The organism is Mesorhizobium sp. M2A.F.Ca.ET.046.03.2.1, assembly GCF_003952425.1.
Lineage (GTDB): Bacteria > Pseudomonadota > Alphaproteobacteria > Rhizobiales > Rhizobiaceae > Mesorhizobium.
On record NZ_CP034449.1, the window covers coordinates 6,830,499 to 6,856,703 of the forward strand.

Here is a 26,205-nt window from a genome sequence, read left to right on the forward strand (position 1 = left end):
GTTACCTATGTATCCGGTTCAAAGTGTTACCCATCTATCCGCTGGACACCGGCAGGGCAATGAGGGGCAGCGCTGCCGGCCCGAGATTGGCGATAGCCTATCCATGATCTTCAAGCCTACGCTGCGAATTGAAGCTCAATCACCCACGCCGGCGCTGCCCCTCATCCGCCCTTCGGGCACCTTCTCCCCGTGGAACGGGGAGAAGGAAAAAGGGGCGCCTCAATACTTCTCCGGCACGTAAAGCTCGCGCGGCAGCACCTGGCGCTCGTAGGAGGGGTTGAAGACGCGCTCCGGCAGCGTGATCTCATCGTGCGGAACCTCCTCATACGGCATCTGCTGCAGCAGATGGTCGATGCAGTTCAGCCGCGCGCGCTTCTTGTCGTTGCCCTCGACGATGAACCAGGGGGCCTCCTTGATGTTGGTGCGGGCGAAGGTCTCTTCCTTGGCCTTGGTGTACTGCTCCCAGCGCACCCGCGACTGCAGGTCCATCGGCGACAGCTTCCACTGCTTCATCGGGTCGTGGATGCGCATCAGGAAGCGCATCTGCTGTTCCTCGTCGGTGATCGAGAACCAGTATTTCACCAGCGTGATGCCGGAGCGGACCAGCATACGTTCGAATTCCGGCACGTCGCGGAAAAACTCCTCGACCTGATCCGCATTGGCAAACCCCATCACCCGCTCGACGCCGGAGCGGTTGTACCAGGAGCGGTCGAACAGCACGATCTCGCCGCCCGCGGGGAGATGCGGCACGTAGCGCTGGAAATACCATTGCGACTTTTCGCGTTCGGTCGGCGCCGGCAATGCCACCACGCGGGCGATGCGGGGATTGAGCCGCTGCGTGATGCGCTTGATGACACCCCCCTTGCCGGCGGAGTCGCGGCCCTCGAAGACCACCACCAGCTTCTTCTTGTGGTAGGCGACCCAGGACTGCAGCTTGATCAGCTCGGACTGGAGCCTCAGCAGCTCGCGAAAGTAGGTCATCCGCTCGATGGAAGGCGGATGCGACTTCTTGTAGATCTTGGCGATCTCGAGCGAGAGCGCCGGTTCGGAAAGCTCCAGCTCGTAGTCCTCGTCGAGCGTGTCCTCGAGCTCGGCTTCCAGCCAGTCCTTCGCCCCAGAATTCGGGTTCACTTCATTCATCGCGCAGCTCCGTCGCCTGTCAGCCATCATCGCTTCGGAATGCGCCGCGGCTCCGCCCCGGACACGCCACTCCGTAAGCCGACTGAGATACAGAGGCGCAATGACGGTTTTATTGCAAGGCGACCACAGCCGGGCATGATAGACGATATGTGATCGGCCCGTATCGATAGCGGGGCGACAAGCGGCTGGAATTGTCCTACAAATCCCCTCGCCTCTTTCCCGCGCCCGCCACGGCGCCTCTCCAAAACAAAATCGCGAGGACCCGACATGGAATACCGCACCCTTGGCCGTTCCGGCCTGAAGGTTTCGACATTGACCCTCGGCACCATGACCTTCGGCGGCACGGGCCCGTTCGCCGCCGTGGGCAACTCCGATCTTTCGGAAGCCAAGCGCATCATCGACACCTGCATCGATGCCGGCATCAACCTCATCGACACGGCAAACGTCTATTCGAACGGGCTGTCGGAGGAGATCATCGGCGAGGCGCTTGGCGGCAAGCGCAAGAACGACGTGCTGATCGCGTCCAAGGCGCGCATGCGCATCGGCACCGGTCCCAATGACGAGGGCCTATCGCGCCACCATCTGATCCGCGAATGCGAAAAGAGCCTGAAGCGGCTCAGGACCGATGTCATCGACGTCTATTTCGTTCACCAGTGGGACGGCCTCACCCCGGTCGAGGAGACGATCGCGGCGCTCGACACTTTGGTCAACCAGGGCAAGATCCGTTACATCGGCTGCTCCAACTGGTCGGGCTGGCAGGTGATGAAGGCTCTTGCCGTCAGCGACAGCCGACATCAGGCCCGTTTCGTCACCCAGCAGATCCATTACACGCTGGAAGCACGCGAGGCCGAGTATGAATTGCTGCCGATCTCGGTCGACCAGGGCCTCGGCGTGCTGGTCTGGAGTCCACTGGCGGGCGGCCTGCTCTCCGGCAAATATCATCGCGACAGCCCGACCGCGCGCCAGCTCGGCGGCTGGAAGGAACCGCCGATCCGCGACGAGGATCGGTTGTGGCGCATCGTCGACGTGCTCTCCGACATCGGCAAGGCGCGCGGCATCTCAGGGGCGCAGGTCGCGCTGGCCTGGCTGCTCGGCCGTCCGGCCGTAAGCTCGCTGGTGATCGGCGCACGCAACGAGACGCAGCTCAAGGACAACCTCGCCGCGGCCAGCCTGTCGCTCTCCGAGGAAGAACGCCAGCGACTTGACTCGGTCAGCCGGCCGCCGGTGCTTTATCCCTACTGGCACCAGCAGTTCACCGCCAGGGACCGGTTCGGGCCGGCCGACAAGGTGCTCGACCGCTCGCATGCCTAAAACAGTCAGTCGGCAATAAAGCGCCAGACTTCCGGATCGGGCTTTATCTGCCCACTCAACACGAAATATTTATAGAGGACGAGCAGCGAGATCGCCTGCTCGTCCTGTTCATTGCCGAATTGGCGGCAATAGGCGTTGGCGGCGGCAGTTATCCGCGCCGCCTCGGCAGGATGCTTTTCGAAATGGGCCACCTTGTCGACAAGGTCGGAGAAATCAGGCTCGAGCGGCACGTAATGGATATTGGCCTCCACCTTGGCTTCCGCAAACCAGGTTTCGTAGGTCGGCTCCGGCATCAGGCAGAGCGAATTGGAGCTCATGATCCATTTCAGGTTCGTCGCGACGTCATTGCCTTCGAGCGAGACAATGTAGCGATACTGCCGCTGCTGCTCGATGTTCAGGAACGGCTTGCGGTATCCATCCGGCGCGTCGGGCTTGTGGGAACCCGCATCGCAAAACGGTAGGTCGGCGGCCTTTTCCACGAAGCGGGTGCGAAGCGGATTGTTGAGATGACCGCGCCAGACCACCATCGGGCGCTTGTCGGCGAAGGACAGCTTGTCGGGTGGCATGTAGAAGTGGCGGAACTTGTTCAGCTTCATCAGCACGCCATTGGCGTTGTCGTCGCCGATGGGCCGGTCCTTGACGATCCTCGGCACCTCCGGAATGCCGACGACATCGCCATATTCGAAATCGATCAGCAGGCCGGGATCGAAATAGCGGGCGAATTCCTTGAGATCGTAATAATACATGCTGGAAGCGGTCGGCAGCTTGCCGACGGCCACCGCGTCTGGACTGGGCGCGAACGGCTGTTCCAGCTTGTTATAATAGTTCAGACGCGCTCGAACGGTCTTGCCTGAAAGCCTGGCCTGATCGAGCCGGCTGGCCAGGCGGTCGCGGAACAGGGACTGCGGTGCGCGGTCACGCGCGAAATTACGCGCATAGTAGAACAGCTTTGCGGCGGTTCGAGCGAGTGTGGCCATGCGTCCGCGAGTTCAGCAAGATGGTCAATGGTAGTCAGCCTTCATCCCCCTCGTCTCCTACAGCATTCTCCCGGCCATGTTGCAAGCCTGCTAATGCGAATGGCCACACGAGACTTTACGCTGCGACGAGCGCGAACCCTCTTGCGCGCAGACCGCGCCGATCGTCATGCAGCGAGGTGACCAGCCGATCGCGGCTGCCGGCGATGTGAGCGGAAAGCAGCTGAGCCGCTTGCTCGGCGTCGCCGCTCCTGACGGCGGCGAGAATGGCGTGGTGTTCGGCCCAGGCGCGGCCGAGCGCCTTTTCATCCCGCACTTCCAGCCAGCGCGCTCGCGACAGCCTCGTCATCGCATCGCGCACCGCCCTCAACAGGAACTCGTTGCCGGAAAGCCTTGCCAGCTCGATGTGGAAATCCAGGCCGACGCGATGCCACTCCTCGCGCGGCGTTTCCGCATCGCAGGAATCGAGCATCGCGGCGATCAACTCGATGCCGCCACGGTCTTCGAGCGCCGCCGTCAGGCGAACCGCCGCGACCTCGACCGCCTCGCGGTAGACGGCGATCTGTCCGAGTTCCGCGAGGTTGATCGGCGCCACCGTCCAGCCGCGGCCGTCGCGGCCGATCAGCCCTTCCGTTTCCAGGCGCAGCAGCGCCGCCCGCACCGGCGTGCGCGAAGCGCCGAACCGGCTCTCGATCCAGCGCTCGGTTAAACGTTCGCCCGGGCCGATCCCCAGCCCGAGGATCATCTCCCGAAGCTGCCTTTCAACATTCTGCATCTGCGACATTGTCGGTCCGATCTTCAAAGCCGCATTGACAGCGGCAAACGCCAGGTCCATGACGAATACCGGTTTGGTATCCCAAATTGGTATCCATAACAATCCCAGCAGTGGCAAGTGTGACATGACGCCCAGCGAAACCGGACAGAGCGGCTTCAACATCCATTGGCGACGCAATCTCGCGGTCTGCTTCGCTGGCTCGTTCAGCACGCTCATCGCCATGACGCTGCTGCTTCCGTTCCTGCCGCTCTACGTCGAGCAGCTTGGCGCCGAAGGCCTCGCGGCGATTGTGCAGTGGTCGGGCATCGCTTATGGCGCGACCTTCTTCGCGGCCGCGCTGGTGGCGCCCTTGTGGGGCCGGCTGGGCGACCGCTACGGCCGCAAGCTGATGCTGGTGCGCGCCTCGTTCGGCATGGCGATCTGCATGTCGCTGACCGGCATGGTTGAGAGCGTGTGGCAGCTGGTGCTGCTGCGGCTGTTCATCGGCTTTGCCGGCGGCTATTCCTCGGGCTCGACGATCCTGGTGGCGATGCAGACCCCGAAGGAGCGCTCGGGCTGGGCGCTGGGCGTGCTGGCGGCGGGCATCACCGCCGGCTCGCTGGTCGGACCGCTGCTGGGTGGCCTGCTGCCGCCGCTGATCGGCATCCGCGCGACCTTCCTGCTCTCCGGCGGCGTCATCTTCCTGGCGTTTCTGGCGACGACTTTCCTGATCAAGGAGAATCCGCCGCCGCCCAAGCCCGCCTCGGCGGCGAAGCCGAAAAGCGGCTGGTCGCAGATCCCCGACAAACGGCCGATCGTCGCCATGCTGGCAACGGGTATGCTGCTCGCCTTCGCCACCATGTCGATCGAGCCGATCATCACCGTCTATGTACAGCAGCTCGTCGATGACCAGAGCAAAGTGACCATGGTCGCCGGCGTCGTCATGTCGGCGGCCGCGCTCGGCACCATCCTGTCCTCGTCCTGGCTGGGCAAGCTCGCCGACCGCGTCGGCTACTGGAACGTCGTGGTCGGCGCCCTTGCCGTCTCGGCCTTGCTGCTTATCCCGCAGGCCTTCGTCACCAATGGCTGGCAATTGATCGGCCTGCGCTTCCTGATGGGCCTGGCGCTGGGCGGATTGTTGCCCTGCATCACCAGCGTCATCCGGCACAATATCCCCGACGGGATCGGTGGCAACGTGCTTGGCCTGGCAATCTCGGCGCAATATGTCGGCCAAGTCGCGGGGCCGCTGTCCGGCGGCTTCGTCGGCGGGCATTTCGGCATGCGCTCGGTGCTTCTGGGCACAGCGGTGCTGATGGCGCTGGGCGCTGCCTACAACTGGATTGTCCAATCGAGGCGGGCGCGGCATATGCTGATCGAGGCCGGCGAGTCTTGATGGGACTTCCGCCCAACCGCCATGGAGCATCCAGGATGAGCCTCACCGGGCAAGCATCAGACAGCGGAAGCCGCGTCCTCGTGCTGGCAGCCGGCCTCGTTGGGGCGGCGGGCGTAGCGTTGTCGGCCGCCGCCGCGCATCGCGGCGGCACCTTTACCGGCACTGCCGCCAATTTCCTCCTGATGCATGCGCCGGCTTTTCTTGCCATCGGCCTTGCCGGCGGCAACCGTTGCCTCAGGATCGCCAGCCTCGTCCTGCTCTTGGGCCTGCTGCTGTTCTGCGGCGATCTGCTTGCCCGCGACTTTCTCGGATCGCGGCTGTTCCCGATGTCGGCGCCGATCGGCGGCACGCTGCTGATCGCCGGCTGGGTGGCGATCGCCGCCTCGGCCCTGTGGCGCCCTCGGCATTAGGCTATTTTTCAGCGCCTATTTTCGGCCGGCTCGCCGCTTGCGCTCGCGCGCAGGCAGTTCGTCACGGCGGGTCCGCTGAGGCTGCTCGGTCCCGGGCGTGATGCCCCAATAGTTGCGGTAGATGTCCTGAAACAGATGACCAATCGGATGCATGATTGCTTCTCCTTGGGTTTGAATCGATCCAATATACGGGTGCGGAAAAAACTGCGGGTCAGCCTCGCTTGGGGTCCACGAGGAAGCGCGGCTTGCGGCGCCATGGGCTCGACCTGCCTCGCCGCTTCTCGCTGACAGCGGCCGAAGCGATGCCCCAGTCGTTGCGGTAGATGTCCTCGAACAAATAGCTCACCGGATGCATGGCATCCTCCTGTCGAAATCCGCTCCACCATGGAGCAGGAACTTGGATCGATTCAAATCATAAACTTCTTTTGCTCGCCGTCAACCGAAATTTGAATCGATCCAACAAAAATGTTAGATGACCGGCAGCAATTCAGCGGTCATGTTCGTGACGTGACCGGATTCGGAGGAACGACATGGCATCACTCCTCGAAGGCCAGGCAAGACCGATCAGGCTGGCCGACATCGCCAAGGCCGCCGGCGTCTCGCATGGCACGGCCTCCAATGTCTTCAGCCGGCCTGAGATCGTGCGCGCCGAAGTGCGCGAACGGGTCAAGGCGGTGGCGGAGCAGATGGGCTATGCCGGTCCCGACCCGAAAGGCCGGCTGCTGCGCGCCGGCAAAGTCAACGCCATCGGCGTCGCCACCACGGAGCCCCTCTCCTACTTCTTCGACGATCCTTTCGCCCGCGTCATGATGGCTGGCATTTCAGAAGCCTGCGACGCCACCGGCGCGGGCATCGCGCTGGTGTCGGCCGCCAACCAGGAGAAGCTTGCCTGGAACATCCAGAGCGCACTTGTCGACGGCTTCATCCTGTTCTGCATCGAAGGCGGCTCGCGCCTTGTCGACCTGACACGCGAGCGAAGGCTGCCCTTCGTGGCGCTGGAGCTCGGCTTCCAGGACGAGACCGTCTCGGCCATCGGCGTCGACAATGTCGCGGGCGCAAGGCTCGCGGCGCGCCATCTGGCCGAGCTCGGCCATCGCCGGTTCGCGGTGCTGTCTCTGGCCTTCGCAGACAACCGCACCGGCTTCGCCACGCCGGACATCGTGCGCGGCGCGGTCTACACCGGCACACGCGACCGACTTGCCGGCTATTTCGAGGAGCTTGCCCGCTTCGGTGTCGATACCAGGAAAATCCCGGTCTACGAGACCGAGAACGACGAAAAAAGCACCAGGGCCGGCCTCGAGGCGATCTTCGCCAAGGACGAACCGCCAACCGCCATACTGGCGATGTCGGACCGCATGGCGCTGATCGCCATCGACTGGCTGAAAGCGCGGGGCCTGGACGTCCCCGGCGGCGTCTCCATCGTCGGTTTCGACGGCGTGCCGGACGGCGCGCTGTGCACGCCCGCGCTGACCACGATCGCCCAGCCTATCACCGAGATCGGCCGCCGCGCCGCGCGCATGATCCTCGATCATGACGGTACGGTGCGGCGCGAGACGATGGGTGTCGAACTGATCGTCAGAGCCTCGACCGGCCCGGCCCGCACAGGCTGAGCGCTCTTGCGGCGTCGCGCAATTGCGAGCGGAAAACCGCTCCGCACTTCTCCTGAAATTGCTTCAGTATCCTCCCGCCCTTGCCGGCACCGGCTGCGCGCCGAACGGCCTGCTTGGAGCCTCCCCGCGCGCTTCCTTGGCGCGGGACGGCCCAAGACCGGCAAGCCATTCAAGGTAGAGCGCAAGCGCGAACTGCATGGCGATGCCGGCCGCGATCAGCAGCGTATCGTAAGCCGGGCCGCCCGGGTTGATCAGCTTCAGCACCTGCGCCGACATCGCAAGCAGCGTGCCGGCGATGAACACCGGCAGCGAGCGCTTGCCCAGAATGGCCAGCGGATTGTCGGGCCTGACGCGGAAGAGGTTGGAGACAGCCGGCAACGCGACGATCAGGTAGCTGATGGACAGAATGTGCAACAGCCGCGGCAGCGACAGGAAGGTCTTGTCGAAACCGCCGATCACCACCGGCAGATTGAACCAGGTGATCTGGCCCCAGAGCGGGCTGTGCACCCAGATCGCCGCGCCGACCACGTAGATGCCCGCGGCGCCAAGCAGCCACGGATTGATCGGGATTCGCCCGCCCCGCTTCACATGCAGCATGGCGGCAAGGCCGATGTTGAAGACGAACTGCCAGGACAGCGGGTTGAGGAACCAGAGGCCAGGCTCCGGGTAGTTTGGCGGCGCGATCTGCCAGATGCCGGCGACGAGCCAGAGCAGGCCTGACACGATCAGCGCCGTCACCGGCCTATGGCTGACGAACAGCACGAAAGCCGGCGCCGCCAGAAGCAGCGCCGCATAGACCGGCAGGATGTTGTTGTAGCCGAGCTGGTGGCCGAGCGTGACGATGCCGAGCAGCACCTGCGGCGTGTTCTTCATCAAGGGCTCGATGTTTATCATGGTCAGCATTTCCGGCCGGTGCGCGAACAGCGCGGCGGCGCAAAACAGCGCGATCACCACCATCGTGATGACGATGTGAGCGATGTAGAGCACGCCGGCGCGCCGCCACATCTTCAGGGTCGCGAGCAGGCGGCCGCCCGGCTTGAACTTCGTGCCGTAGGCCAGCGCCACCGAGATGCCGGAGATCAGCACGAAGGCTTCGGCCGCGTCGGAAAAGCCGAAATTCTTGTAGGTCCAATTCTCGAAGACCGTGCCCGGAACGTGGTCGACGAAGATGGTGAGCAGCGCGAGCGCGCGCAGCACGTCGATACGTGTGTCGCGCTCTCCGATACGCTTGTCGCGTTCGTTGGAAACAGGGGTGGTCATCGACAAAAGGCCTCAAAGCTGGTTGTTCATAGCCAGCAATGCGACCCCCGGGGCGCACCGCTTCGATTCCTCCCGCGGGAGGTATATCGGCGCTGAAACGGACTGAAATGCGCCTGGTTCAATCAACTTTCGCGGAGCGCGAAAATATTCCGTTTTGAAGCCGGCAAATCAACGAATCTCTCATGGAATCAAATGGATGTGAGCGTGTCCGAATATAGCGATGAAAACAGTATCCTGCACAGTGATCTTGGCTTCCGCTACCGCGTGGTGACGCCGGCAAAGTCGACCGGCAAATGCCTGTTTGTGCTGCACGGATCGGGTGTGGACGAAACGACACTCATCCCGCTTGCAAAGAAGATTGCGCCCGACGCGACGCTGGTTGCCGCGCGTGGGCGCATCCCCCAGGACGACGGCTTCCGCTGGTTCGAGCGAATCACGCCGACAAGTTTCGAACAGACCAGCATCCGCAAGGAGACCGCCGCCTACGCCGAATTCGCCCTAGAGGTATCCGAGCGCCATGGCCTCGACCCGCCGCGCGCGGCCTTCCTTGGCTATTCGAACGGCGCCAACGTCGTCTCCAGCCTGATGCTGCTCCATCCTGGCCTGGTCCGGCAGGCGGCGCTTCTGCGAGCGATGCCGGTGCTCGACACTTCGCCGATGACCGATCTCGGCGGAACACGTGTCTTGATCATCGCCGGCGCCGCCGACCAGGCCTACGGCCCATTCGCCCCGGCGCTGGTGACGCTGTTCAGCGAACGCCGCGCCGAGGTCGACGCGCGCATCGTTGCTTCGGGCCATGAATTCGGCGCCGCCGACGCCGCGATCGCGCGGCAGTGGCTGGCAGGTCCCATGCCGACGGCCTGACCGCGCCGCCAGCCGGGCGATGCTGCCTTTAGACGGCAGGCGCGGCCCGTGGCGGCTCGAGGAATTCTACCCTCGTCCCATCCGGTTCCAGGCATCCAGGCCTGCGATCTTGTAGGCTTCCGCCAGCGTCGGATAGTTGAAGGTGTTGTTGACGAAGAAGTCGACCGTGCCACCGAGATTGATCACCGCCTGGCCGATATGAATGAGCTCGGTGGCGCCCTCCCCGACGATGTGGGCGCCGAGCAGGCGGCGCGTCTCGACAGAGAACAACAGCTTCAGGAAACCGCTTGAGACGCCCATGATATGGCCGCGCGATGTCTCGCGAAAACGCGCCAGGCCAACCTCATAAGCATCGCCGCTCTCGCGCACCTGCTCTTCCGACAGGCCGACCGTCGAGATCTCCGGCACGGCGTAGATGCCATAGGGAAAGCTCTCCGGCGGCGGCGGCAGGTTGACGCCGAAGGCGTGCAATGCCGCCACCCGGCCCTGCTCCATCGAGGTCGAGGCAAGGCTCGGGAAGCCGATGACGTCGCCGGCCGCGTAGATGTTAGGCACGCTGGTCTGGAAGGTCTGCGGATCGACCTTGACTCGGCCTCGGGCGTCAGCCTCGATGCCGACCGCGTCGAGGCCGAGGCTGGCGATGTTGCCGGTGCGGCCGGCGGCGTAGAGCACCATCTCGGAGCGGATGGTGCGGCCGTCGGCGAGCGTCACCTCGGCATAGTCGGGTTTGGAGGCGATCTCCTTGACCGAACTGCCGAGCCGGATGGTCATGCCGCGGTCGCGCATCTGGTGGATGAAATCGTCGACGATCTCGCGGTCGATGAAATCCAGGATCGAGTTGCGCGGCTCGACCAAGGTCACCGGCACGTCGAGCGCCGAAAAGATGGTGGCATATTCGACGCCGATGACGCCGGCGCCGATCACCGTCAGCGTGCGCGGCAGGTGGTGGAGTTCCAGCATCTCGTCGCTGTCGAAGATCCGCTTCCGGTCGAAGGGCACGTCGGCCGGCCGGTGCGGCCGGGTGCCGACGGCAATCAGCGCGTTGGCAAAGCCAACCTCGCTGTAATCGCCATTGTCGGCGGTCAGGCTGGCCTTGTTCGGCGTGAGGAATTTAACCGCGGCGCGCGCGCTCCTCACGGTGTTGCGCATGAACTGGTGCTGCAACACCTCGACCTCGTGGTCGAGGGTCTTGTGCAGCCGCTCGACCAGATCGCCGATCGAAATGTCCTGCTTCACCCGGTAGCCGCGGCCGTAGAAGCCGCGCTCGCGCCAGCCCGAGAGATTGAGCACGGTCTCGCGCAACGTCTTCGACGGAATGGTGCCGGTATGCACCGAGACGCCGCCCAGACGCCTGCCCCGGTCGACCACCAGGACGGACTTGCCCAGCTTGGCCGATTGCACGGCGGCGCGGCGTCCCGAAGGGCCGCTGCCGATGACCAGCATGTCGTAATCCATGAACCCCTTCCCCGCATCTTGTGCGCCGCAACAAGCTAATCCGGCGGCGGCGTCATATTCAACTGCCTATCGCGTCTGCCTACCGCGGAAACTCTGGAAGAAGCGGCCATATGAACCGTAACCCGACGGCAACGCTTGCGTGCAATGGTGATAAGCGAGGGAACCACGGGGTGGCTGAGCTTTCATGTCCAAAAGCGATACCTTGCCTGGCACAGCGACTGGAATTCCTGTCTGACCTACAGACCCACCCGGTCTTCGTGGATCTGCGTGAAGGCCTGTTTCGTTTCATCGCGCTGCTCGTCGCCGCGATCTTCGTCTATCGCGGCGTGAACAACGTCATCGTCGATCCGGGCCGCCTCAACGTCCTGCTGCTGACGATCTCCGAGACGCTTACCTTCATCTGGCTGCTTCTGGCGCGGCGGCCGATTGTCCGCGACTGGAGTCCTTTCACGGTATTCATTTCGCTGACGGCGGGTTTCGGCTCGGGCTTCGTCTCGCTTCAGGAGGGCGCCGCCATCATTCCGTTGTCTATCGCGGCGCCACTGCAGTTGCTGGCCTTGTGGCTGGTGATCTGGGGCAAGATGTCGCTCGGCCGGTCCTTCGCCATCCTGCCCGCCAATCGCGGCGTCGTCACCGGCGGGGGCCTACCGCTACGTGCGGCAGCTGACGGAAGAATATCGCCACTATCTCGGGCGGGTTCGCTACAGGCTCTGTCCCGGCATTTTCTGAGATCACGCCGCCCGCCCGCTGGCACGTTCCTTGAATTCCGGGCCACTCTCACCATTTGAGAATGGGGCAGGCATCCTTATGCGGATGCGGCGATCGAGGAACGGACATGAACGCACGCGTTTTGGATGGTGAGATCATTACGACCAGGTTCGAGGACACCCGCGCCTATCGCGGGGTGCGGACAAGGCGGATCTTTGCCTTCCTGCTCGACTATTTCTTCGTCGCGCTGCTGACCATTCCCTTTGCCATACTGGTGGCCATTCTCGGGCTTTTGACCTTCGGCCTCGGCTGGGCGCTGTTTTCGGTGCTGGTGCCGATGGTCGCCATCCTCTACATCTGGAATACCTTGGGCAGCCGCGACCAAGCGACAACCGGCATGAAGATCATGGGCATCCGCCTGGAGAAGCTCGACGGCAGCCGTATCGACGGCATGACGGCGGTGGTGCATTCCGTTCTGTTCTGGGCTGCCAACGTCATCGTGACGCCGCTGGTGCTGCTGGTCACGCTGTTTTCCGACCGCAAGCGCACGCTGCACGACCTTTTGCTCGGCACCGTGGTCACCCGCACCGACATCTGACGGTGTCCAGGGTCGCGTCCATCGAACCGCCGCGCCGCCTGTGCCCAAATATGAACAGGCTTGGGCCGCCGCGCCCGCACAATCCTGTTGAATTTTTCGCCGGCCGGGCCAAAGGTAGGGCGATTCGCAGGAGCGTTTCCAAGATTAGATGACGCAGCATCCGACACAGTCGCCGCAGTTCTTCCTGACCGCGCCGTCGCCGTGTCCCTACCTGGAGGGACAGTTCGAGCGCAAGGTGTTCACGCACCTTGTCGGCGACAAGGCGCCGGAGATGAACGACCTGCTGACGCAAGGCGGCTTCCGGCGCTCGCAGAACATCGCCTACCGTCCGGCTTGCGAGTCCTGTCGCGCCTGCGTGTCGGTGCGCATCCTGGCGCAGGAATTCGATCCCAGCCGCAACATGCGCCGCGTCATCCAGCACAATGCCGATCTCGTCGGCGCCATGCATGACGCGCAGCCCTCGACCGAGCAATACTCTCTCTTCCGCAGCTATCTCGACGCCCGCCATCGCCGTGGCGGCATGTCGGACATGACCGTGCTCGACTATGCGATGATGGTGGAGGACACGCATGTCGACACCAAGATCATCGAATACCGGCGTCGTGGTCCTGATACCTTCATAACCGGCAAAGGCCAGGGCGAACTGATCGCCGTGGCGCTCACCGACAAGATGGCCGACGGCCTGTCGATGGTCTATTCCTACTTCAATCCCGACCTCGAGGACCGTTCGCTCGGCACCTTCATGATCCTCGACCACATCGCCCGTGCCAAGGCGATGGGCTTGCCCCACGTCTATCTCGGCTACTGGGTCAACGGCTCGCGCAAGATGAACTATAAGATGCGATTCATGCCGCAGGAGCATCTCGGCCCGAAGGGCTGGGAACGCTACGACCACGAAGCGGTCAGTCGCTGAGCCGCCCAACGCTTCACCCTTAAACTGTTTCAAGGAGGAGGACGCTGGTCTTTCGGCCGGCAGGCTGGAACGACCGCGTCACGGCCGCTTTGCGTCCCCTCAAGTTGCTTGCGAGATTGCCCGCATGCCCACCCATACCGACCACCAAAAAGGTCTGCTGATCACCGCCATCGGTGGCCTCACGCTGACCGTCGACATACCGCTGATCCGGCTTGCCGACGGCGCACCCTGGACGATCATGCTGCTGCGAACCGGCACCACCTTGCTGGCGGGGCTGGTGATGTGGGCGATCTGGAGGTCGCTGGACAGGAACGCGCCGAAGCTCATCCCGGGCTGGTCGGGGCTCGCCGTTGCTGTCTGCTACGGTTTGACCGGCATAAGCTTCGTCACGGCCGTCTATCATACATCGACCGCCGACCTTGTCTTCATCCTGGCCTTCAACACCGTTTTCGCGGCGCTGCTGTCGTGGCTCTTCCTCAAGGAACGACCGCGGATTGCGACCGTAATCGCCATGTTGGCGATGATAATCGGCGTGCTGATCATTGTCGGCGGCTCGGTCGGAACCGGGCATCTGTTCGGCGATTTCATGGCGCTTTGCTCGGCCTTCTTCGTTGCGCTCGCCATCACCATCTCGCGCGCCAGCGGCAAGGACATGGGCTTCACCGGGCTGGTCGGCGTCATCCTGCCGCTGGCGCTCGCCGCCTTCATGGTTTCGGGCGAAGGATTCCACGTGAACGCGCCGTGGTGGATCATCTTCAACGGCGCCGTGATCATGCCGATCTCGTTTTTCTGCCTGGCCAATGGGCCGAAATACATTTCGGGGCCGGAGGTGGCGATGTTCTATCTTCTGGAGACCGTGCTGGCGCCGATCTGGGTCTGGCTGATCTTCGCCGAGGCTCCCACGCGCAACAGCCTGATCGGCGGCACGATCCTGATCGTGACGCTGGTGGCGCATTCGCTGTGGCAATTGCATGAGGGCCGCAAGAGGCGGGCGGCGCTTGCCGTGGTTCACCCGGCCTGAATCTTCCTTGGCTCGGCCGCCGCCTCGATCTGGGACGGCGCGCCGGTGTGATCGGCGACCGGGGGAATCTCGTCCATCAATTCCACCTCGCGCAGCCATTCGCGCCAGATGGCGACGAGCAGGGCCATCAGCACCGGGCCGATGAACAGGCCGAGGAAGCCCATCGTCTTGACGCCGCCGATCAGGCCGAAAAAGGTCGGCAGGAAAGGCAGCTTGATCGGCCCGCCTACCAGCTTGGGCCGCAGCGTCTTGTCGACGATGAAGAGCTCGACCGCGCCCCATGTGAACAGCGCAAGGCCGGCGAACAGCTTGCCGCTGGCCGCGAGGTAGATCGAAACCAGGGTGAAGGAGAGCGGCGCGCCGCCGGGGATCAGCGCCATGATGCCGGTGAGCGCGCCAAGTGTCACCGGCGACGGCACGCCGGCGAGCCAGTAGGCGATGCCCAGCACAAGGCCTTCGCCGATGGCGATGATGGTCATACCCGTCACGGTCGAGGAGATGGTCGCCGGCACGACGCGCGAGATGCGCTCCCAGCGCGTCGGCAGGATGCGCTCGCCCAAGCGATCGACCTGGGCCGCGAAAGACTCGCCGTCGCGATAGGCGAAGAACAGCGCGATCATCATGAACAGAAGCATCAGCAGCAGGCTGAACGCACTGCCGCCAGCAGCCAAAGCTCCGCGATAGATGTTTCCGATATTGGAGCCGCTGACCGCCTGGATCACTTCACCGATGCCACCGGGATGGCCAAGATAGGATGTCCACTGCCCGTTCAGCCACTCGCCGATGACCGGCATGGTGGCAATCCAGCCCGGCGTCACCGCGCCATGCCGGTTGGTCTCGATCGCCCAGGTGACCCACTCGCGCAGCTCGTTGATGGCGTAGGTGCCGGCCAGCGCGATCGGCACCACCAGGAAGGTTAGGATGAAGAGGATCGCAAGCGTCGCGCCTATGGTGCGGTTGCCGCCGACGGCGACGAGCAGCCGGCGGTAGAGCGGCCAGCTGGCGAAGGCGATGACGAGCGCGGCCAGAACCGGGAACAGGAAGCCGTGGAAGAAATAGACGCCGGCGGCGGCGATCAGCACCAGAAGCCAACGTGCCGCCGACAGCGGCGGGATGACGGCAGCCCTGAGCGGCGTCGACAGGCCGAACAGGCGCTGCCCCGGCTTCTGGATCTCGGCCCGCTTCAACCCGGCGTTTCTCCCTATCCGATGTTCGATGGATGCTTATGCACCATCATAGTGCAGCAATCGTGACGATAGTCCAAATGTCTAGGAATCTCCCCCCTTGAGGGGGAGATGGCCGGCAGGCCAGAGGGGGTCGCCGCGCGTGGAGCGCTGGCGCCGTTCGCCAACAGAGAAGGTTGGCGCTTCACGCGCGGCGACCGCCTCTGTCGCCTTCGGCGACATCTCCCCCTCGAGGGGGGAGATTAGCGCTGCGCTACCCGAACTTCCCCGTCCGCGGGAAGCCCTTCGGCACCATGCGGCCGGCGGCGGCGCGGGTACCGATCCACTCGGCGAGCTCCTCGCGCGACTTGGTGAAGGTGCGGTCGGCCGAATCCTGCCAGGAGAGCCCGGTCTCCAGTGTGAACGTCTTCAAGTCCAGCACGCCGCCGTCCTTGTATTTCTGCAGGCGCACGCCCTTGCCGCGGGCCATTTCCGGGATTTCGGTGAGCGGGAAGACCAGCATCTTGCGGTTCTCGCCGACAATGGCGAGGTGGTCGCCCGCCACCGGAATGCAGCGCTTGGCCTCATCCGGCGCCTTGACGTTCATGACCTGCTTGCCCTTGCGGGTGTTGGCGACGACCTCTTCCTCCGAAACGATGAAGCCGTTGGCGTCATAGGATACCAGCAGCAGCTTGCGCTTCGGATCATGGACAAAAGCGGTGACGATGTCCTGGTCGTTCTCCATGTCCACGATGATGCGGATCGGCTCGCCATGGCCGCGCCCGCCCGGCAGCCGGTCGGCGCCGATGGTGTAGAACTTGCCGCCAGTGGTGAAGACCAGGATCTTGTCCGTGGTCTGGGCATGGAAGGCCAGCTTCAGGCTATCGCCTTCCTTGAAGGCGAGCTGCGAGTAATCTGTCAGGTGGCCCTTCATGGCGCGCAGCCAGCCCTTTTCCGAGACGACGACCGTGACCGGCTCGCGTTCAATCATGGCATGCGCGATGTCGGTGAGATCGTGCTCCGGCGCGTCGGCGAACTGGGTGCGGCGCTTGCCGAGCTCGGTCTCGGGGCCGAACTTGTCGCGAAGCTGCGTGACTTCCCACTTGATCGTCGCCCATTGCTTGGCGTCGGACGCGAGCAGCGCCTCGATCTGCTTCTTCTCCGCGGTGAGCCCGTCGAACTCCTTGCGGATCTCGATCTCTTCCAGCTTGCGCAAGGCGCGCAGGCGCATGTTGAGGATGGCTTCGGCCTGGTTGTCGGTGAGCGACCAGCGGGCCATCATCACCTGCTTGGGCTCATCCTCCTCGCGGATGATCCTGATCACCTCGTCGATGTTCAGATAGGCGATCAGGTAACCGGCAAGGATTTCCAGCCGCTTCTCGATCTCGCCCAGCCGGTATTTCGAGCGGCGGACCAGAACGTCGCGACGGTGGTCCAGCCACTCCTTCAGCACGCCTTTCAGCGAGAGCACGTTCGGCACCTTGCCGCGCGACAGTACGTTCATGTTGAGCGGGAAGCGGCTTTCGAGCTCGGTGAGCTTGAACAGCGATTCCATCAGCAGGCCGGGATCCACGGTGCGGCTCTTCGGCACCAGCACGATGCGGATGTCCTCGGCGCTCTCGTCGCGGATGTCTTCGAGCAGCGGCAGCTTGCGCGCCATCAAGAGCTCGGCGATCTTCTCAATCAGCCTGGCCTTCTGCACGCCGTAAGGGATTTCGGTGACGACGATGCTCCAGGTGCCCCTGCCCTGATCCTCCTGCCCCCATTTCGAGCGCACGCGAAAACCGCCGCGGCCCGTCTCATAGGCTTCGAGGATCGAGGCGCGGCTGTCGACGATGATGCCGCCGGTTGGGAAATCCGGCCCCTGGACGAAATCCATCAGCTTCGCCACCGGCGCTTCCGGATGTTCGATCAGATGGAGAGCGGCGTCGCAGAGTTCGGCGGCGTTGTGCGGCGGGATCGAGGTCGCCATGCCGACGGCAATGCCCGAGGAGCCGTTGGCGAGCAGGTTCGGGAAGGCGCCCGGCAGAACGGACGGCTCCTCGTCCTCTTCATTGTAGGTCGGGCGGAAATCGACGGCGTCTTCATTGATGCCGGCAAGCAGCTCGCTCGCCACCTCCGTCATGCGCGCTTCGGTGTAGCGCATGGCGGCGGCGTTATCGCCGTCGATGTTGCCGAAATTGCCCTGCCCGTCGACCAGCGGGTAGCGCATCGAGAAATCCTGCGCCAGGCGCACCAGCGCGTCGTAGATCGATTGGTCGCCATGCGGATGGAACTTGCCCATCACGTCGCCGACGATGCGGGCGCATTTGGCGAAACCCTGATCGGGGTTGAGCCTGAGCAGCCGCATGGCATGCATGATGCGGCGATGGACCGGTTTCAGTCCGTCGCGCACATCCGGCAGTGCCCGGTGCATGATGGTCGACAGCGCGTAAGCGAGATAGCGCCGCTCAAGCGCTTCCTTCAGATCGACCGGTTCGATTTTGTCGCCGCCGCCATTGTCATCGGGCGGCAAAAGCCTCTTTCCCATGGTTTTGGACTAGCCGAGCGGGTGATTCGCGGCAAGCGTCGCGTGAACATCGGCGCTTTGGTCGCGGCTACGAACACACAACCGGCGATGTGAAGGGCTTCACGGAAGCGCCCGGGAGGCGGCTGCAATTTGCCACCGATCTGCAACAGGCCGCGACGGCACCATGAGGCCGGCCAACATCAACTCGTTACACGCGGCCTCTATCTGGCATGCAACGCGCTGGCGGAGGAAAGCCGCGATCTTCATGACAAATTCACCGCATCGCGCAATGACTGCCGGCCGGCGTTTGCTTTTCGTCGCCATTTTCGACACATCTGCCGGAAAATGCCTTCTTCCCGTCCCGTTCGTCACGGAATGGTGATGGAGCAGGTGTCAGAACAATTTTCATCATAGCCAAATCAGGACAGGGAACTCGCCATGACAATCCAACGCTCGACGCTCAAGAAACTGGCTTTTTCGACCTTTCTGCTGACGCTGCCTCTCAATGCGGCCTTCGCCGCCGATCCGGCGGTGGCCGAGCGTATCAAGGCAGCCCTTGCCGCCCAGGGCGTCGAGATTTCCTGGACCGGTGTCTCGGGCGACGATTCGAACGCCGTGCTGCAGGGTGTTTCCATCAAGCCGGCGGCCGAGAAGGAAGCGCTGCCGATCGGCGACGTAAAGCTGGAAGGGGTCACCGAGGCCAATGGCGGCTATGCGATCGCCACTGTCTCGACCTCGCCCTTCGAACACAGCAAGGACGGCGTGACGCTCGACCTCAGCCCGGTGATCATCCACGACATGAAGGTCCCGGCCGAAGGCAGCACCGATCCGCTCGGCTCGCTGATGATGTACAAATCGGCGGAGCTCTCCAACATGACGGTCAAGGTCGGCGACAAGACGGCCTTCGCGATGGACGGGCTTGCGGTCCAGATCACCCCGCCGGCCGACGGCAAGGCGATGGACTTCACCGCCAACACCGAAAAATTCACCGCCGACCTGTCGCTGATCGACGACCCCAAGTCGAAGGAAGCGATCGAGGCGCTCGGCTACCAGAACATCTCGGGCAACATTGCCATGGCCGGCACATGGCAGCCGAGCGACGGCAAGATGGAGCTGTCGAAATATGACATCTCGGTCGAGAATGCCGGCACGCTCGGCATGACCTTCAACCTCGGCGGCTACACGGTCGATTTCATCAAGTCGATGCAGGCGATGCAGAAGCAGCTCGCCTCGCAGCCGGAAGGCGCGGACAATTCCGCGCAAGGCATGGCCATGCTCGGACTGATGCAGCAGCTTTCCTTCAACGGCGCCTCGGTGCGTTTCGAGGACGATTCGCTCACCGGCAAGGTGCTCGACTATGTCGGCAAGCAGCAGGGCATGTCGGCCAAGGATGTCGCCAACCAGGCCAAGGCGATCGTGCCGTTCGGCATGGCGCAGCTCAACAATCCCGAGCTGACGGCGGAAGTCTCGTCGGCGGTCAACACCTTCCTCGACGATCCGAAGAGCCTGGAAATCTCGGCCGAGCCTCCGTCGTCGGTACCGTTCGCGCTGATCATGGCCGGCGCCATGTCCAACCCGCTCGACCTGCCCAAGACGCTCGGCGTCAAGGTCAAGGCGAACCAGGACTGATCGAACACGTCAGCTCCAAACGAAAGCCCGGCAGTGATGCCGGGCTTTTTTGTCGGCCGATTTCTTAAGAGGAAAGAAAGGCTTGGCTGGGAGTCCTAGCCTTCCTTCTTCGTAACCGAGACGCGCAGCGACAGCTCGCGCAGCTGTTGCGGGGTCGCTTCGGACGGCGCGTTCATCAAGAGGTCATAGGCCTGCTGGTTCATCGGGAACATGGTGATCTCGCGCAGGTTCTTGGCCCCCACGAGCAGCATGACGATGCGGTCGACGCCGGCCGCCATGCCGCCATGCGGCGGCGCGCCATACTGGAAGGCGCGATAGAGGCCGCCGAAGCGCTCTTCCACAGTCGCGCGATCCAGACCGACCATCTCGAAAGCCTTGACCATGGTTTCCGGCAGATGGTTGCGGATGCCGCCCGACGCGATCTCGAAGCCGTTGCAGACCATGTCGTACTGGAACGCCTTGATGCCGAGCGGCTCCTGGCCGTTCAGCGCGTCAATGCCGCCCTGCGGCATGGAGAACGGGTTGTGGGCGAAATCGATCTTCTTCTCATCCTCGTTCCATTCGAAGAACGGGAAGTCGACGATCCAGCACAGCTCGAAGCGCTCGCGGTCGACGAGGTTCAGCTCCTCGCCGGCGCGGGTGCGCGCAGCGCCCGCGAAGGTGACGAACTTCTTCGGATCGCCCGCGACGAAGAAGGCGGCATCGCCATCGGCAAGGCCGAGTTGCTGGCGGATCGCCTCGGTGCGCTCCTCGCCGATGTTCTTGGCAATCGGACCGGCGCCTTCGAGTTTTTCGCCTTCCTTGCGCCAGAAGATATAGCCGAGACCTGGCTGGCCCTCGCCCTGCGCCCAGGAATTCATGCGATCGCAGAAGGCACGGCTGCCGCCGGTCTTGGCCGGAATGGCCCAGACCTCGGCCTTCGCATCGTTGGCCAGGATGTTGGCAAAGACCTTGAAGCCGGAATCGCGGAAATGATCCGAGACCGCCTGCATCTCGATCGGGTTGCGCAGGTCCGGCTTGTCGGATCCATAGGTGCGCATCGCCTCGTCATATGGAATACGGCGGAATTTCTGGGTTACCGGCTTGCCGTTGGCGAAGGTTTCGAAGACGCCGCGAAGCACCGGCTCCATGGTGGAGAGCACGTCGTCCTGCTCGACGAAGCTCATCTCGAGGTCGAGCTGGTAGAATTCGCCGGGCAGCCGGTCGGCTCGCGGGTCCTCGTCGCGGAAACAGGGCGCGATCTGGAAATAGCGGTCGAAGCCGGACACCATGATCAGCTGCTTGTACTGCTGCGGCGCCTGCGGCAGCGCATAGAAGGTGCCGGGATGGATGCGCGACGGCACCAGGAAGTCGCGCGCGCCTTCCGGCGAGGACGCGGTCAGGATCGGCGTCGAGAATTCGGTAAAGCCGACCTCGCCCATGCGCTTGCGCATCTCGGCGATGATTTTTGTCCGCGCCACGATATTGCGGTGCAGCGTCTCGCGGCGCAGGTCGAGGAAGCGGTATTTCAGGCGGATATCCTCGGGATATTCGGGCTCGCCGAACACCGGCAGCGGCAGTTCCTTGGCGGCCGACAGCACCTCGATCTCGCGCGCGAAAATCTCGATCTCGCCGGTCGGCAGATTGGCGTTCACCGTCTCCGGCAGCCGCGCCTTGACCTCGCCGTCGACGCGGATCACCCATTCGCCGCGCACGGTCTCGGCGACTTTGAAAGCCGGCGAATCCGGATCGGCGACGATCTGGGTCAGGCCGTAGTGGTCGCGCAAATCGATGAAGAGCAGCCCGCCATGGTCGCGCACGCGATGCACCCAGCCCGACAGGCGGACGGAATTGCCGACGTCGCTCTTTCTCAACTGGGCACAGGTGTGGCTGCGGTAACGATGCGTGGTCATGGGCAAAGTCCGGAAGTTGCGGGCACCAGCCCGGCTCGAAAATTGGCGCGAAAAGCGCATGAGAGGCCGGCTTTGTCAAGGCAAGCGCTCACACAGGCGCGCTTCCGCTCAGGCAAAGTGGATTTGCGCGCCCTGGCTTTGGAAATCGGCGAGCGTGGCGGCAGGCGCGGTCTTTTCCACCACGAGATGGCGGATCGCATCGGCGCCGGCGACACGATACGGCGCAGCAGTCGCAAGCTTGTCGTTGGTGACGGCAATGACAATGCCGGCGCTGTTTTTCGCCATGGCGCGTTTCACCTCAGCTTCGGCCGAATCGAAGGCGGTGACGCCGCGCGCGGCATCCAGACCGCAGGAGCCCAGAAAGAACAGATCGGCGCCAAGCTGGGCCACGGCGGCCAGCGTATCGGCGCCCACGCAGGTGCCGAGATCGGGAACATAGCGGCCACCGAGCACGATCAGTTCGACCAGAGGACGATCGACCAGCGCCGAGGCGACCCCCAGCGAATTGGTGGCAATGGTCAGTTCCATATCGCGCGGGATTGCCCTGGCGATGGCTTCATTGGTCGTGCCGCCATCGATGAACAGGGACTGCCCCGCCACGAGCAGCCCCACTGCCGCTTTCGCCAGGCGCGTCTTCTCCTCGACCGCATGTCCGCTGCGCTGGCTGAGCGTGGCGGCGGCGAAGGGCGCCGAGGCGACCGCGCCGCCATAGACCCGGCGCAACTGCCCGGCCTTGGCGAGCTCCCTGAGATCGCGGCGCACGGTGTCTTCCGAGACGCCAAAACGGCTGGCGAGTTCGCCGGCCAGCACCTTTCCGTCCGCCGCAAGCTGGTCGCGAATGAGTTGGTGGCGTTCTTCGGTGAGCATGCACGATCCTATTTATTTGTGCACGTTATTGCATGTTTTGCCTGTTCATGCAAGAACACGGTCGTGAGCGGGTCGAGGAGTTCGCCCGCCGTATCTCCTTGTTCGTTGGATGCCCGCGATGACCCTTGGCCTGAAACTCGCTCCGCAGCACCGCGTCTATGTGGGCTTTGCGATCTATTCCTTTGCCATGGGCAACATCTTCCCGCGCCTGCCCGACATCAAGCGAGCCATGCGGATCGAGGATGGCACGCTCGGGCTCGCCCTGATCGGCACGCCGATCGGCACACTGGTCGCGCTGACGCTGGCGACGCCTATCCTGGAGCGTGTAGGCTTTCGCCGCGCGCTGCTTTGGCTGGTGCCGTTGCTTGGCCTGGCCTATGCGATAGCGATGCACGCGCCTGGCCCGGCGTCTCTGTTCCTGATGCTGGTTCCGGTCGGGCTGATGATCGGCAGCATCGAGATCATCTTGAATGTCGAGGCCGACAGGACCGAGTTCCTGCTCCAACGCCGCATCATGAACCGGGCGCATTCCTTCTGGAGCATCGGCTTCTTCGGCGCCGGCCTGTTCGGCGGCGCGCTGGCGCATCTCGGCCTTTCGCCGCAACTGCATCTGGCGCTGGTAGTGCCGATGGTGGCGGTTGCGATGGCGCTGTTCCTCGGCGGCTTTGAGCCGGCGCCGGCGCGGTTCGCCGCGACCAGCGACGAAGCGCCGATATTCGCGCGCCCCACGCTGCCGATCCTCATCCTCGTCGCGGTGACGCTGTCGGCGATGCTGATGGAAGGCGCCAGCATGGACTGGTCGGCGATCTATATGCGCACGGTGTTCGAATCCGGCCCGCTGACCGCCGGCTTCACCGTGGCGCTGTTCGCCTTCTCGCAGGCGACGACGCGCTTCTTCGCCGACAGCTTCGTGGACCGCCACTCGCCGAGCGGCGTGGCGCGCGTGCTGTTGGCGACGATGATGGCCGGCGTCTTCACCGTCTTTTTCTCGCCCCTGCCCTTCATTTCGATGTTGGGCTTTGCGCTTCTGGGCATCGGCAGCAGCGCCATCTTCCCGCTGGCGATCTCGGCGGCGGCTCAGCGCACCGATCGCCCCGCGGCGATCAATGTGGCGGCGCTGTCGCAGATCTCCTTCGTCGCCTTCCTGCTTGGGCCGCCGCTGCTCGGCTTCGTGTCGGACCATTGGGGCATCCGCTCGGCATATGGCATCGGCATACCGTTCATCCTGCTCAGCCTGGCGGCAGCGGGCGCGCTCGGCCGGCGGCCATCGCCGAGCGCGGTTCCGGACGGCGCGATGTCCGGTCCGACAAGAGAGCGGGTGCCGGCGCGGGCCTATGAGGCATGAAGGGCTCTTGGCGGAGCGGAGCGTGACGGCCTGAGGGTATGGCGGCTTGGCGCGCAGGCGCGCCGTGCGATTTCGCATGGGAGAACCTGGCGATCCAGCCACCGCTTACGTTGCGGCGGCTTGACGAAAGCGCGCGCGGCTGAAATTGAAAGGGGCCTAATATTGTGCCAGAAGCGATTTGATGCGCGTCATCACCACACAAGAAGAACTCGAGAGCGTTGTCGGGGCGTTCGAAAAGTCGGAATTCGTTACCGTCGATACCGAATTCATCCGCGAGACGACCTTCTGGCCGATCCTTTGCCTCATCCAGATCGCCGCACCTGGGATCGAGGCGCTTATCGATCCGTTGGCCCCCGACATCGACCTGAAGCCGTTTTTCCGGCTGATGGCCAATGAAGCGGTGCTGAAGGTTTTTCACGCGGCGCGCCAGGACATCGAAATCATCGTCCATCTCGGCAATCTCGTGCCGCATCCGGTGTTCGACACCCAGGTGGCGGCGATGGTCTGCGGCTTCGGCGACAGCGTCTCTTACGACCAGCTCGTGCAGAAGGTCACGGGGGCGCGCTTGGACAAATCCTCGCGCTTCACCGACTGGCGGCACCGGCCGCTCTCCGACAAGCAGCTCGAATACGCGCTTGCCGACGTCACCCATCTGATCAAGGTCTACCAGCATCTCAGCGCCGAGCTGAAGCGCGAGGATCGCGCGCATTGGTTGAACGAAGAGATGGATATCCTCACCTCGCGCGAGACCTACGATCCGCATCCCGAGGATGCCTGGAAACGGCTGAAGATGCGGCTGCGCAAGCCGCAGGAGCTGGCGATCGTGCAGGCGGTGGCCGCCTGGCGCGAGCGCGAGGCGCGCGAGCGCGATGTGCCCCGCGGCCGCGTGCTCAAAGACGACGCGATCTACGAGATCGCGCAACAGGCGCCGCGCGACGCGGCGGCGCTCGGCAAGCTGCGCACCACCCCGAAAGGCTGGGAACGCTCCGCGACGGCAACCGCGCTGCTGGGCGCAGTCAACGCCGCCCTCGCGCTGCCCAAGGATGCGATGCCGAAACTGCCAAAGAGCGTGCAACCGCCGGAAGGATCGAACGCGGCGGCGGAGCTGCTCAAGGTGCTGCTCAGGATCGTCGCCGAAAAGGAAGGCGTCGCCACCAAGGTGCTGGCCTCCAGCGACGATATCGATCGCATCGCGGCCGAGGGCGACGAAGCCGACGTGCCGGCGCTGCAGGGCTGGCGGCGCGCCGTTTTCGGCGATCAGGCGCTGAGGCTGGTGCGCGGCGAAATCGGCATCAAGTTCGACAAGCGCAGGATTGCGGTGTTCGATCTTTAAATCAAACCACCCCGAGCAGGTGGAGCGCGAACCAGACCCAGGCCAGGAGAAGTATGCCGGCGCCGAGGAAGAAGACTCCGGTGCGGTGCGGCACATGGTTTCCGTCGAGATGCACCCAGGCGTGCACATAGCGCGTGAGGATGAACAGCCACATCAGCGCCAGCGTCAGATAGTTCACGCCGTTGGTGACGAACAGCGCCAGGCAGAGCACGTGGAAGAGAACCGGCAGCTCGAACTGGTTGATCAGATTGTTGGCGACGGTGACGCTCGAAGCGGGTTCGGTCGAGCGGAGCTTGTACTGGCTGACCCTGGCTTCGCCTGATTTCACAGCCCCGTAGCGCCGTTTGAGCATCACCAGATAGACGATATAGACCAGCAGCACGTGCGCCAGCATCGGCCAGAAGATGGCGGTCTGGCGCATCGGCCCCTCCCTTTTCCTAACGCAATTGCGGACGGAAAACCGTTTTACACTCTTCCTGGAACTGCTTTAGCGCCACCGTTGCCCGGCCAGCGCGAAGACTGCGATAACGAAGACCGGGATCGCCAGCAGCGCGAATTTGGTGACGGTCAGCAAGGAAGCGAAGGCGAGCGAATCGGGATTGGCCGATTGGAAATCGGACAGCAATCGCGCCACGGCAAAATTCTGGGCGTAGTCGGCGACCGCGTAGGGAAGCACCAGCACCAGCGAGAACAGTGCCTGCAACTGCGCTGACATGGCGCGGAACGTGCTGAGCCGCCGCCCGTAAACAAGGATGAGGCTGACCAGCGTCAGCGACAGCAGCGCCGGGAACAGGACATCGAAGGTCAAATAGTGCCAGACGATGATGATCTCGCCGCCGCGGCGGCCGAGCGCCGTGAGCCAGGCCATGCCTTCGTCGGGGGTGAAGCCGGCAACGCGGATGTCAAGCGAGGCCAGGCCGCCGCTCAAGCGCTGGAAATAGAGGAACTCCAGCGCCGTCATGGCCAGGAAAAGCGCAATCGAAGCGATGGAGAGCGCCGCCGCGTGCCGCGACAGCCGCAGCACCGCCACGCTCAAATCACACCACAGTCCGCCCT

Annotated in this window: 25 protein-coding genes; 12 read left to right on the plus strand and 13 right to left on the minus strand. The window is 63.7% G+C overall.

Going from position 1 to position 26,205, the window contains the following annotated elements; translation table 11 throughout:
* Positions 1-219: 219 nt before the first annotated feature.
* On the minus strand, positions 220-1,140 hold the full coding sequence (gene ppk2 / locus EJ072_RS32810) for a polyphosphate kinase 2 (RefSeq protein ID WP_126082953.1): 921 nt from the start codon (positions 1,138-1,140) through the stop codon (positions 220-222).
* 267 nt (positions 1,141-1,407) lie between these two features.
* Between ppk2 and EJ072_RS32815 the strand changes: the two genes are divergently transcribed.
* A complete protein-coding gene (locus EJ072_RS32815) occupies positions 1,408-2,451 on the plus strand; it encodes an aldo/keto reductase (RefSeq protein WP_126082954.1) in 1,044 nt (347 codons plus the stop codon).
* Positions 2,452-2,456: 5 nt separating this feature from the next.
* Here the strand turns inward: EJ072_RS32815 and EJ072_RS32820 are convergent, their stop codons facing one another.
* Together EJ072_RS32820 and EJ072_RS32825 are read right to left on the minus strand one after the other, a co-directional pair.
* Positions 2,457-3,428 (minus strand): glycosyl transferase family 90, encoded by a 972-nt coding sequence (locus EJ072_RS32820; RefSeq protein ID WP_126082955.1) that lies wholly within the window; start codon positions 3,426-3,428, stop codon positions 2,457-2,459.
* A gap of 115 nt (positions 3,429-3,543) precedes the next feature.
* Positions 3,544-4,209, minus strand: a complete 666-nt coding sequence (locus EJ072_RS32825; RefSeq protein WP_126083826.1) for a GntR family transcriptional regulator — start codon at positions 4,207-4,209, stop codon at positions 3,544-3,546.
* A gap of 115 nt (positions 4,210-4,324) precedes the next feature.
* Between EJ072_RS32825 and EJ072_RS32830 the strand changes: the two genes are divergently transcribed.
* Both EJ072_RS32830 and EJ072_RS32835 read left to right on the plus strand, forming a co-directional pair.
* Positions 4,325-5,572: an MFS transporter gene (locus tag EJ072_RS32830; protein WP_126082956.1), complete on the plus strand. Its 1,248-nt coding sequence runs from the start codon at positions 4,325-4,327 to the stop codon at positions 5,570-5,572.
* 35 nt (positions 5,573-5,607) lie between these two features.
* The gene (locus tag EJ072_RS32835) at positions 5,608-5,982 is read left to right on the plus strand and encodes a DUF423 domain-containing protein (RefSeq protein WP_126082957.1); all 375 of its coding nucleotides are present in this window, start codon (positions 5,608-5,610) and stop codon (positions 5,980-5,982) included.
* 15 nt (positions 5,983-5,997) lie between these two features.
* On the opposite strand, the gene EJ072_RS36235 is transcribed toward EJ072_RS32835, so the two are convergent.
* On the minus strand, positions 5,998-6,135 hold the full coding sequence (locus tag EJ072_RS36235; protein ID WP_189342146.1) for a hypothetical protein: 138 nt from the start codon (positions 6,133-6,135) through the stop codon (positions 5,998-6,000).
* 58 nt (positions 6,136-6,193) lie between these two features.
* Positions 6,194-6,337, minus strand: coding sequence for a hypothetical protein (locus EJ072_RS36240; protein WP_189342147.1), 144 nt, complete (start codon positions 6,335-6,337; stop codon positions 6,194-6,196).
* Between the two features lie 175 nt (positions 6,338-6,512).
* On the opposite strand from EJ072_RS36240, the gene EJ072_RS32840 reads away from it, so the two are divergent.
* Positions 6,513-7,592, plus strand: coding sequence for a LacI family DNA-binding transcriptional regulator (locus EJ072_RS32840; protein ID WP_126082958.1), 1,080 nt, complete (start codon positions 6,513-6,515; stop codon positions 7,590-7,592).
* A 63-nt stretch (positions 7,593-7,655) separates the two neighbouring features.
* Here EJ072_RS32840 and opgC read toward each other — a convergent pair whose 3' ends face one another.
* Positions 7,656-8,852 (minus strand): OpgC domain-containing protein, encoded by a 1,197-nt coding sequence (gene opgC / locus EJ072_RS32845; RefSeq protein WP_126082959.1) that lies wholly within the window; start codon positions 8,850-8,852, stop codon positions 7,656-7,658.
* Positions 8,853-9,056: 204 nt separating this feature from the next.
* On the opposite strand from opgC, the gene EJ072_RS32850 reads away from it, so the two are divergent.
* Complete coding sequence (locus tag EJ072_RS32850) at positions 9,057-9,716, plus strand: alpha/beta hydrolase (RefSeq protein WP_245467072.1); 660 nt, start codon at positions 9,057-9,059, stop codon at positions 9,714-9,716.
* Between the two features lie 66 nt (positions 9,717-9,782).
* Here EJ072_RS32850 and sthA read toward each other — a convergent pair whose 3' ends face one another.
* Entirely contained in the window at positions 9,783-11,171 is a 1,389-nt protein-coding gene (sthA, locus tag EJ072_RS32855) for a Si-specific NAD(P)(+) transhydrogenase (protein WP_126082961.1), read from the minus strand.
* A 170-nt stretch (positions 11,172-11,341) separates the two neighbouring features.
* On the opposite strand from sthA, the gene EJ072_RS32860 reads away from it, so the two are divergent.
* The 4 genes from EJ072_RS32860 to EJ072_RS32875 all read left to right on the plus strand — a co-directional run bounded on the left by EJ072_RS32860 (position 11,342) and on the right by EJ072_RS32875 (position 14,411).
* Positions 11,342-11,959 (plus strand): hypothetical protein, encoded by a 618-nt coding sequence (locus tag EJ072_RS32860; RefSeq protein ID WP_245467073.1) that lies wholly within the window; start codon positions 11,342-11,344, stop codon positions 11,957-11,959.
* A 47-nt stretch (positions 11,960-12,006) separates the two neighbouring features.
* On the plus strand, positions 12,007-12,477 hold the full coding sequence (locus EJ072_RS32865; RefSeq protein ID WP_126082962.1) for an RDD family protein: 471 nt from the start codon (positions 12,007-12,009) through the stop codon (positions 12,475-12,477).
* Positions 12,478-12,625: 148 nt separating this feature from the next.
* Entirely contained in the window at positions 12,626-13,390 is a 765-nt protein-coding gene (locus tag EJ072_RS32870) for an arginyltransferase (RefSeq protein WP_042640082.1), read from the plus strand.
* 124 nt (positions 13,391-13,514) lie between these two features.
* On the plus strand, positions 13,515-14,411 hold the full coding sequence (locus tag EJ072_RS32875) for a DMT family transporter (protein ID WP_126082963.1): 897 nt from the start codon (positions 13,515-13,517) through the stop codon (positions 14,409-14,411).
* On the opposite strand, the gene EJ072_RS32880 is transcribed toward EJ072_RS32875, so the two are convergent.
* Positions 14,399-15,598, minus strand: a complete 1,200-nt coding sequence (locus EJ072_RS32880) for an AI-2E family transporter (protein WP_126082964.1) — start codon at positions 15,596-15,598, stop codon at positions 14,399-14,401. The two genes, EJ072_RS32875 and EJ072_RS32880, sit on opposite strands and share 13 nt — an antisense overlap.
* A gap of 250 nt (positions 15,599-15,848) precedes the next feature.
* Positions 15,849-18,104 (minus strand): DNA topoisomerase IV subunit A, encoded by a 2,256-nt coding sequence (gene parC, locus EJ072_RS32885; RefSeq protein ID WP_126082965.1) that lies wholly within the window; start codon positions 18,102-18,104, stop codon positions 15,849-15,851.
* Between the two features lie 417 nt (positions 18,105-18,521).
* On the opposite strand from parC, the gene EJ072_RS32890 reads away from it, so the two are divergent.
* The gene (locus EJ072_RS32890; RefSeq protein WP_126082966.1) at positions 18,522-19,712 is read left to right on the plus strand and encodes a hypothetical protein; all 1,191 of its coding nucleotides are present in this window, start codon (positions 18,522-18,524) and stop codon (positions 19,710-19,712) included.
* A gap of 95 nt (positions 19,713-19,807) precedes the next feature.
* On the opposite strand, the gene aspS is transcribed toward EJ072_RS32890, so the two are convergent.
* Positions 19,808-21,604 carry an aspartate--tRNA ligase gene (gene aspS / locus EJ072_RS32895; RefSeq protein ID WP_126082967.1) on the minus strand — a complete coding sequence of 599 codons (1,797 nt, stop codon included), beginning with the start codon at positions 21,602-21,604 and terminating at the stop codon, positions 19,808-19,810.
* 108 nt (positions 21,605-21,712) lie between these two features.
* Positions 21,713-22,471 (minus strand): DeoR/GlpR family DNA-binding transcription regulator, encoded by a 759-nt coding sequence (locus tag EJ072_RS32900; protein ID WP_126061166.1) that lies wholly within the window; start codon positions 22,469-22,471, stop codon positions 21,713-21,715.
* Between the two features lie 118 nt (positions 22,472-22,589).
* On the opposite strand from EJ072_RS32900, the gene EJ072_RS32905 reads away from it, so the two are divergent.
* Both EJ072_RS32905 and rnd read left to right on the plus strand, forming a co-directional pair.
* The gene (locus EJ072_RS32905; protein WP_126082968.1) at positions 22,590-23,816 is read left to right on the plus strand and encodes an MFS transporter; all 1,227 of its coding nucleotides are present in this window, start codon (positions 22,590-22,592) and stop codon (positions 23,814-23,816) included.
* A gap of 181 nt (positions 23,817-23,997) precedes the next feature.
* Positions 23,998-25,149, plus strand: coding sequence for a ribonuclease D (gene rnd, locus EJ072_RS32910; protein WP_126082969.1), 1,152 nt, complete (start codon positions 23,998-24,000; stop codon positions 25,147-25,149).
* A gap of 1 nt (position 25,150) precedes the next feature.
* On the opposite strand, the gene EJ072_RS32915 is transcribed toward rnd, so the two are convergent.
* Both EJ072_RS32915 and EJ072_RS32920 read right to left on the minus strand, forming a co-directional pair.
* Positions 25,151-25,570, minus strand: coding sequence for an MAPEG family protein (locus EJ072_RS32915; protein WP_126082970.1), 420 nt, complete (start codon positions 25,568-25,570; stop codon positions 25,151-25,153).
* 66 nt (positions 25,571-25,636) lie between these two features.
* Positions 25,637-26,185: a hypothetical protein gene (locus tag EJ072_RS32920; RefSeq protein WP_245467075.1), complete on the minus strand. Its 549-nt coding sequence runs from the start codon at positions 26,183-26,185 to the stop codon at positions 25,637-25,639.
* Positions 26,186-26,205 lie beyond the last annotated feature (20 nt).

What these genes read in the sequence shown, in the direction of transcription:
- EJ072_RS32905 (WP_126082968.1), top strand. Translation starts at nt 22,590, where the DNA reads ATGACCCTTGGCCTGAAACTCGCTCCGCAGCACCGCGTCTATGTGGGC.
- ppk2 (WP_126082953.1), bottom strand. Translation starts at nt 1,140, where the DNA reads ATGAATGAAGTGAACCCGAATTCTGGGGCGAAGGACTGGCTGGAAGCC.
- EJ072_RS32830 (WP_126082956.1), top strand. Translation starts at nt 4,325, where the DNA reads ATGACGCCCAGCGAAACCGGACAGAGCGGCTTCAACATCCATTGGCGA.
- EJ072_RS32815 (WP_126082954.1), top strand. Translation starts at nt 1,408, where the DNA reads ATGGAATACCGCACCCTTGGCCGTTCCGGCCTGAAGGTTTCGACATTG.
- EJ072_RS32900 (WP_126061166.1), bottom strand. Translation starts at nt 22,471, where the DNA reads ATGCTCACCGAAGAACGCCACCAACTCATTCGCGACCAGCTTGCGGCG.
- EJ072_RS32840 (WP_126082958.1), top strand. Translation starts at nt 6,513, where the DNA reads ATGGCATCACTCCTCGAAGGCCAGGCAAGACCGATCAGGCTGGCCGAC.
- sthA (WP_126082961.1), bottom strand. Translation starts at nt 11,171, where the DNA reads ATGGATTACGACATGCTGGTCATCGGCAGCGGCCCTTCGGGACGCCGC.
- EJ072_RS32835 (WP_126082957.1), top strand. Translation starts at nt 5,608, where the DNA reads ATGAGCCTCACCGGGCAAGCATCAGACAGCGGAAGCCGCGTCCTCGTG.
- EJ072_RS32870 (WP_042640082.1), top strand. Translation starts at nt 12,626, where the DNA reads ATGACGCAGCATCCGACACAGTCGCCGCAGTTCTTCCTGACCGCGCCG.
- parC (WP_126082965.1), bottom strand. Translation starts at nt 18,104, where the DNA reads ATGGGAAAGAGGCTTTTGCCGCCCGATGACAATGGCGGCGGCGACAAA.
- EJ072_RS36235 (WP_189342146.1), bottom strand. Translation starts at nt 6,135, where the DNA reads ATGCATCCGATTGGTCATCTGTTTCAGGACATCTACCGCAACTATTGG.
- EJ072_RS32865 (WP_126082962.1), top strand. Translation starts at nt 12,007, where the DNA reads ATGAACGCACGCGTTTTGGATGGTGAGATCATTACGACCAGGTTCGAG.
- EJ072_RS32825 (WP_126083826.1), bottom strand. Translation starts at nt 4,209, where the DNA reads ATGTCGCAGATGCAGAATGTTGAAAGGCAGCTTCGGGAGATGATCCTC.
- EJ072_RS36240 (WP_189342147.1), bottom strand. Translation starts at nt 6,337, where the DNA reads ATGCATCCGGTGAGCTATTTGTTCGAGGACATCTACCGCAACGACTGG.
- EJ072_RS32915 (WP_126082970.1), bottom strand. Translation starts at nt 25,570, where the DNA reads ATGCGCCAGACCGCCATCTTCTGGCCGATGCTGGCGCACGTGCTGCTG.
- EJ072_RS32820 (WP_126082955.1), bottom strand. Translation starts at nt 3,428, where the DNA reads ATGGCCACACTCGCTCGAACCGCCGCAAAGCTGTTCTACTATGCGCGT.
- aspS (WP_126082967.1), bottom strand. Translation starts at nt 21,604, where the DNA reads ATGACCACGCATCGTTACCGCAGCCACACCTGTGCCCAGTTGAGAAAG.
- EJ072_RS32875 (WP_126082963.1), top strand. Translation starts at nt 13,515, where the DNA reads ATGCCCACCCATACCGACCACCAAAAAGGTCTGCTGATCACCGCCATC.
- opgC (WP_126082959.1), bottom strand. Translation starts at nt 8,852, where the DNA reads ATGACCACCCCTGTTTCCAACGAACGCGACAAGCGTATCGGAGAGCGC.
- rnd (WP_126082969.1), top strand. Translation starts at nt 23,998, where the DNA reads ATGCGCGTCATCACCACACAAGAAGAACTCGAGAGCGTTGTCGGGGCG.
- EJ072_RS32890 (WP_126082966.1), top strand. Translation starts at nt 18,522, where the DNA reads ATGACAATCCAACGCTCGACGCTCAAGAAACTGGCTTTTTCGACCTTT.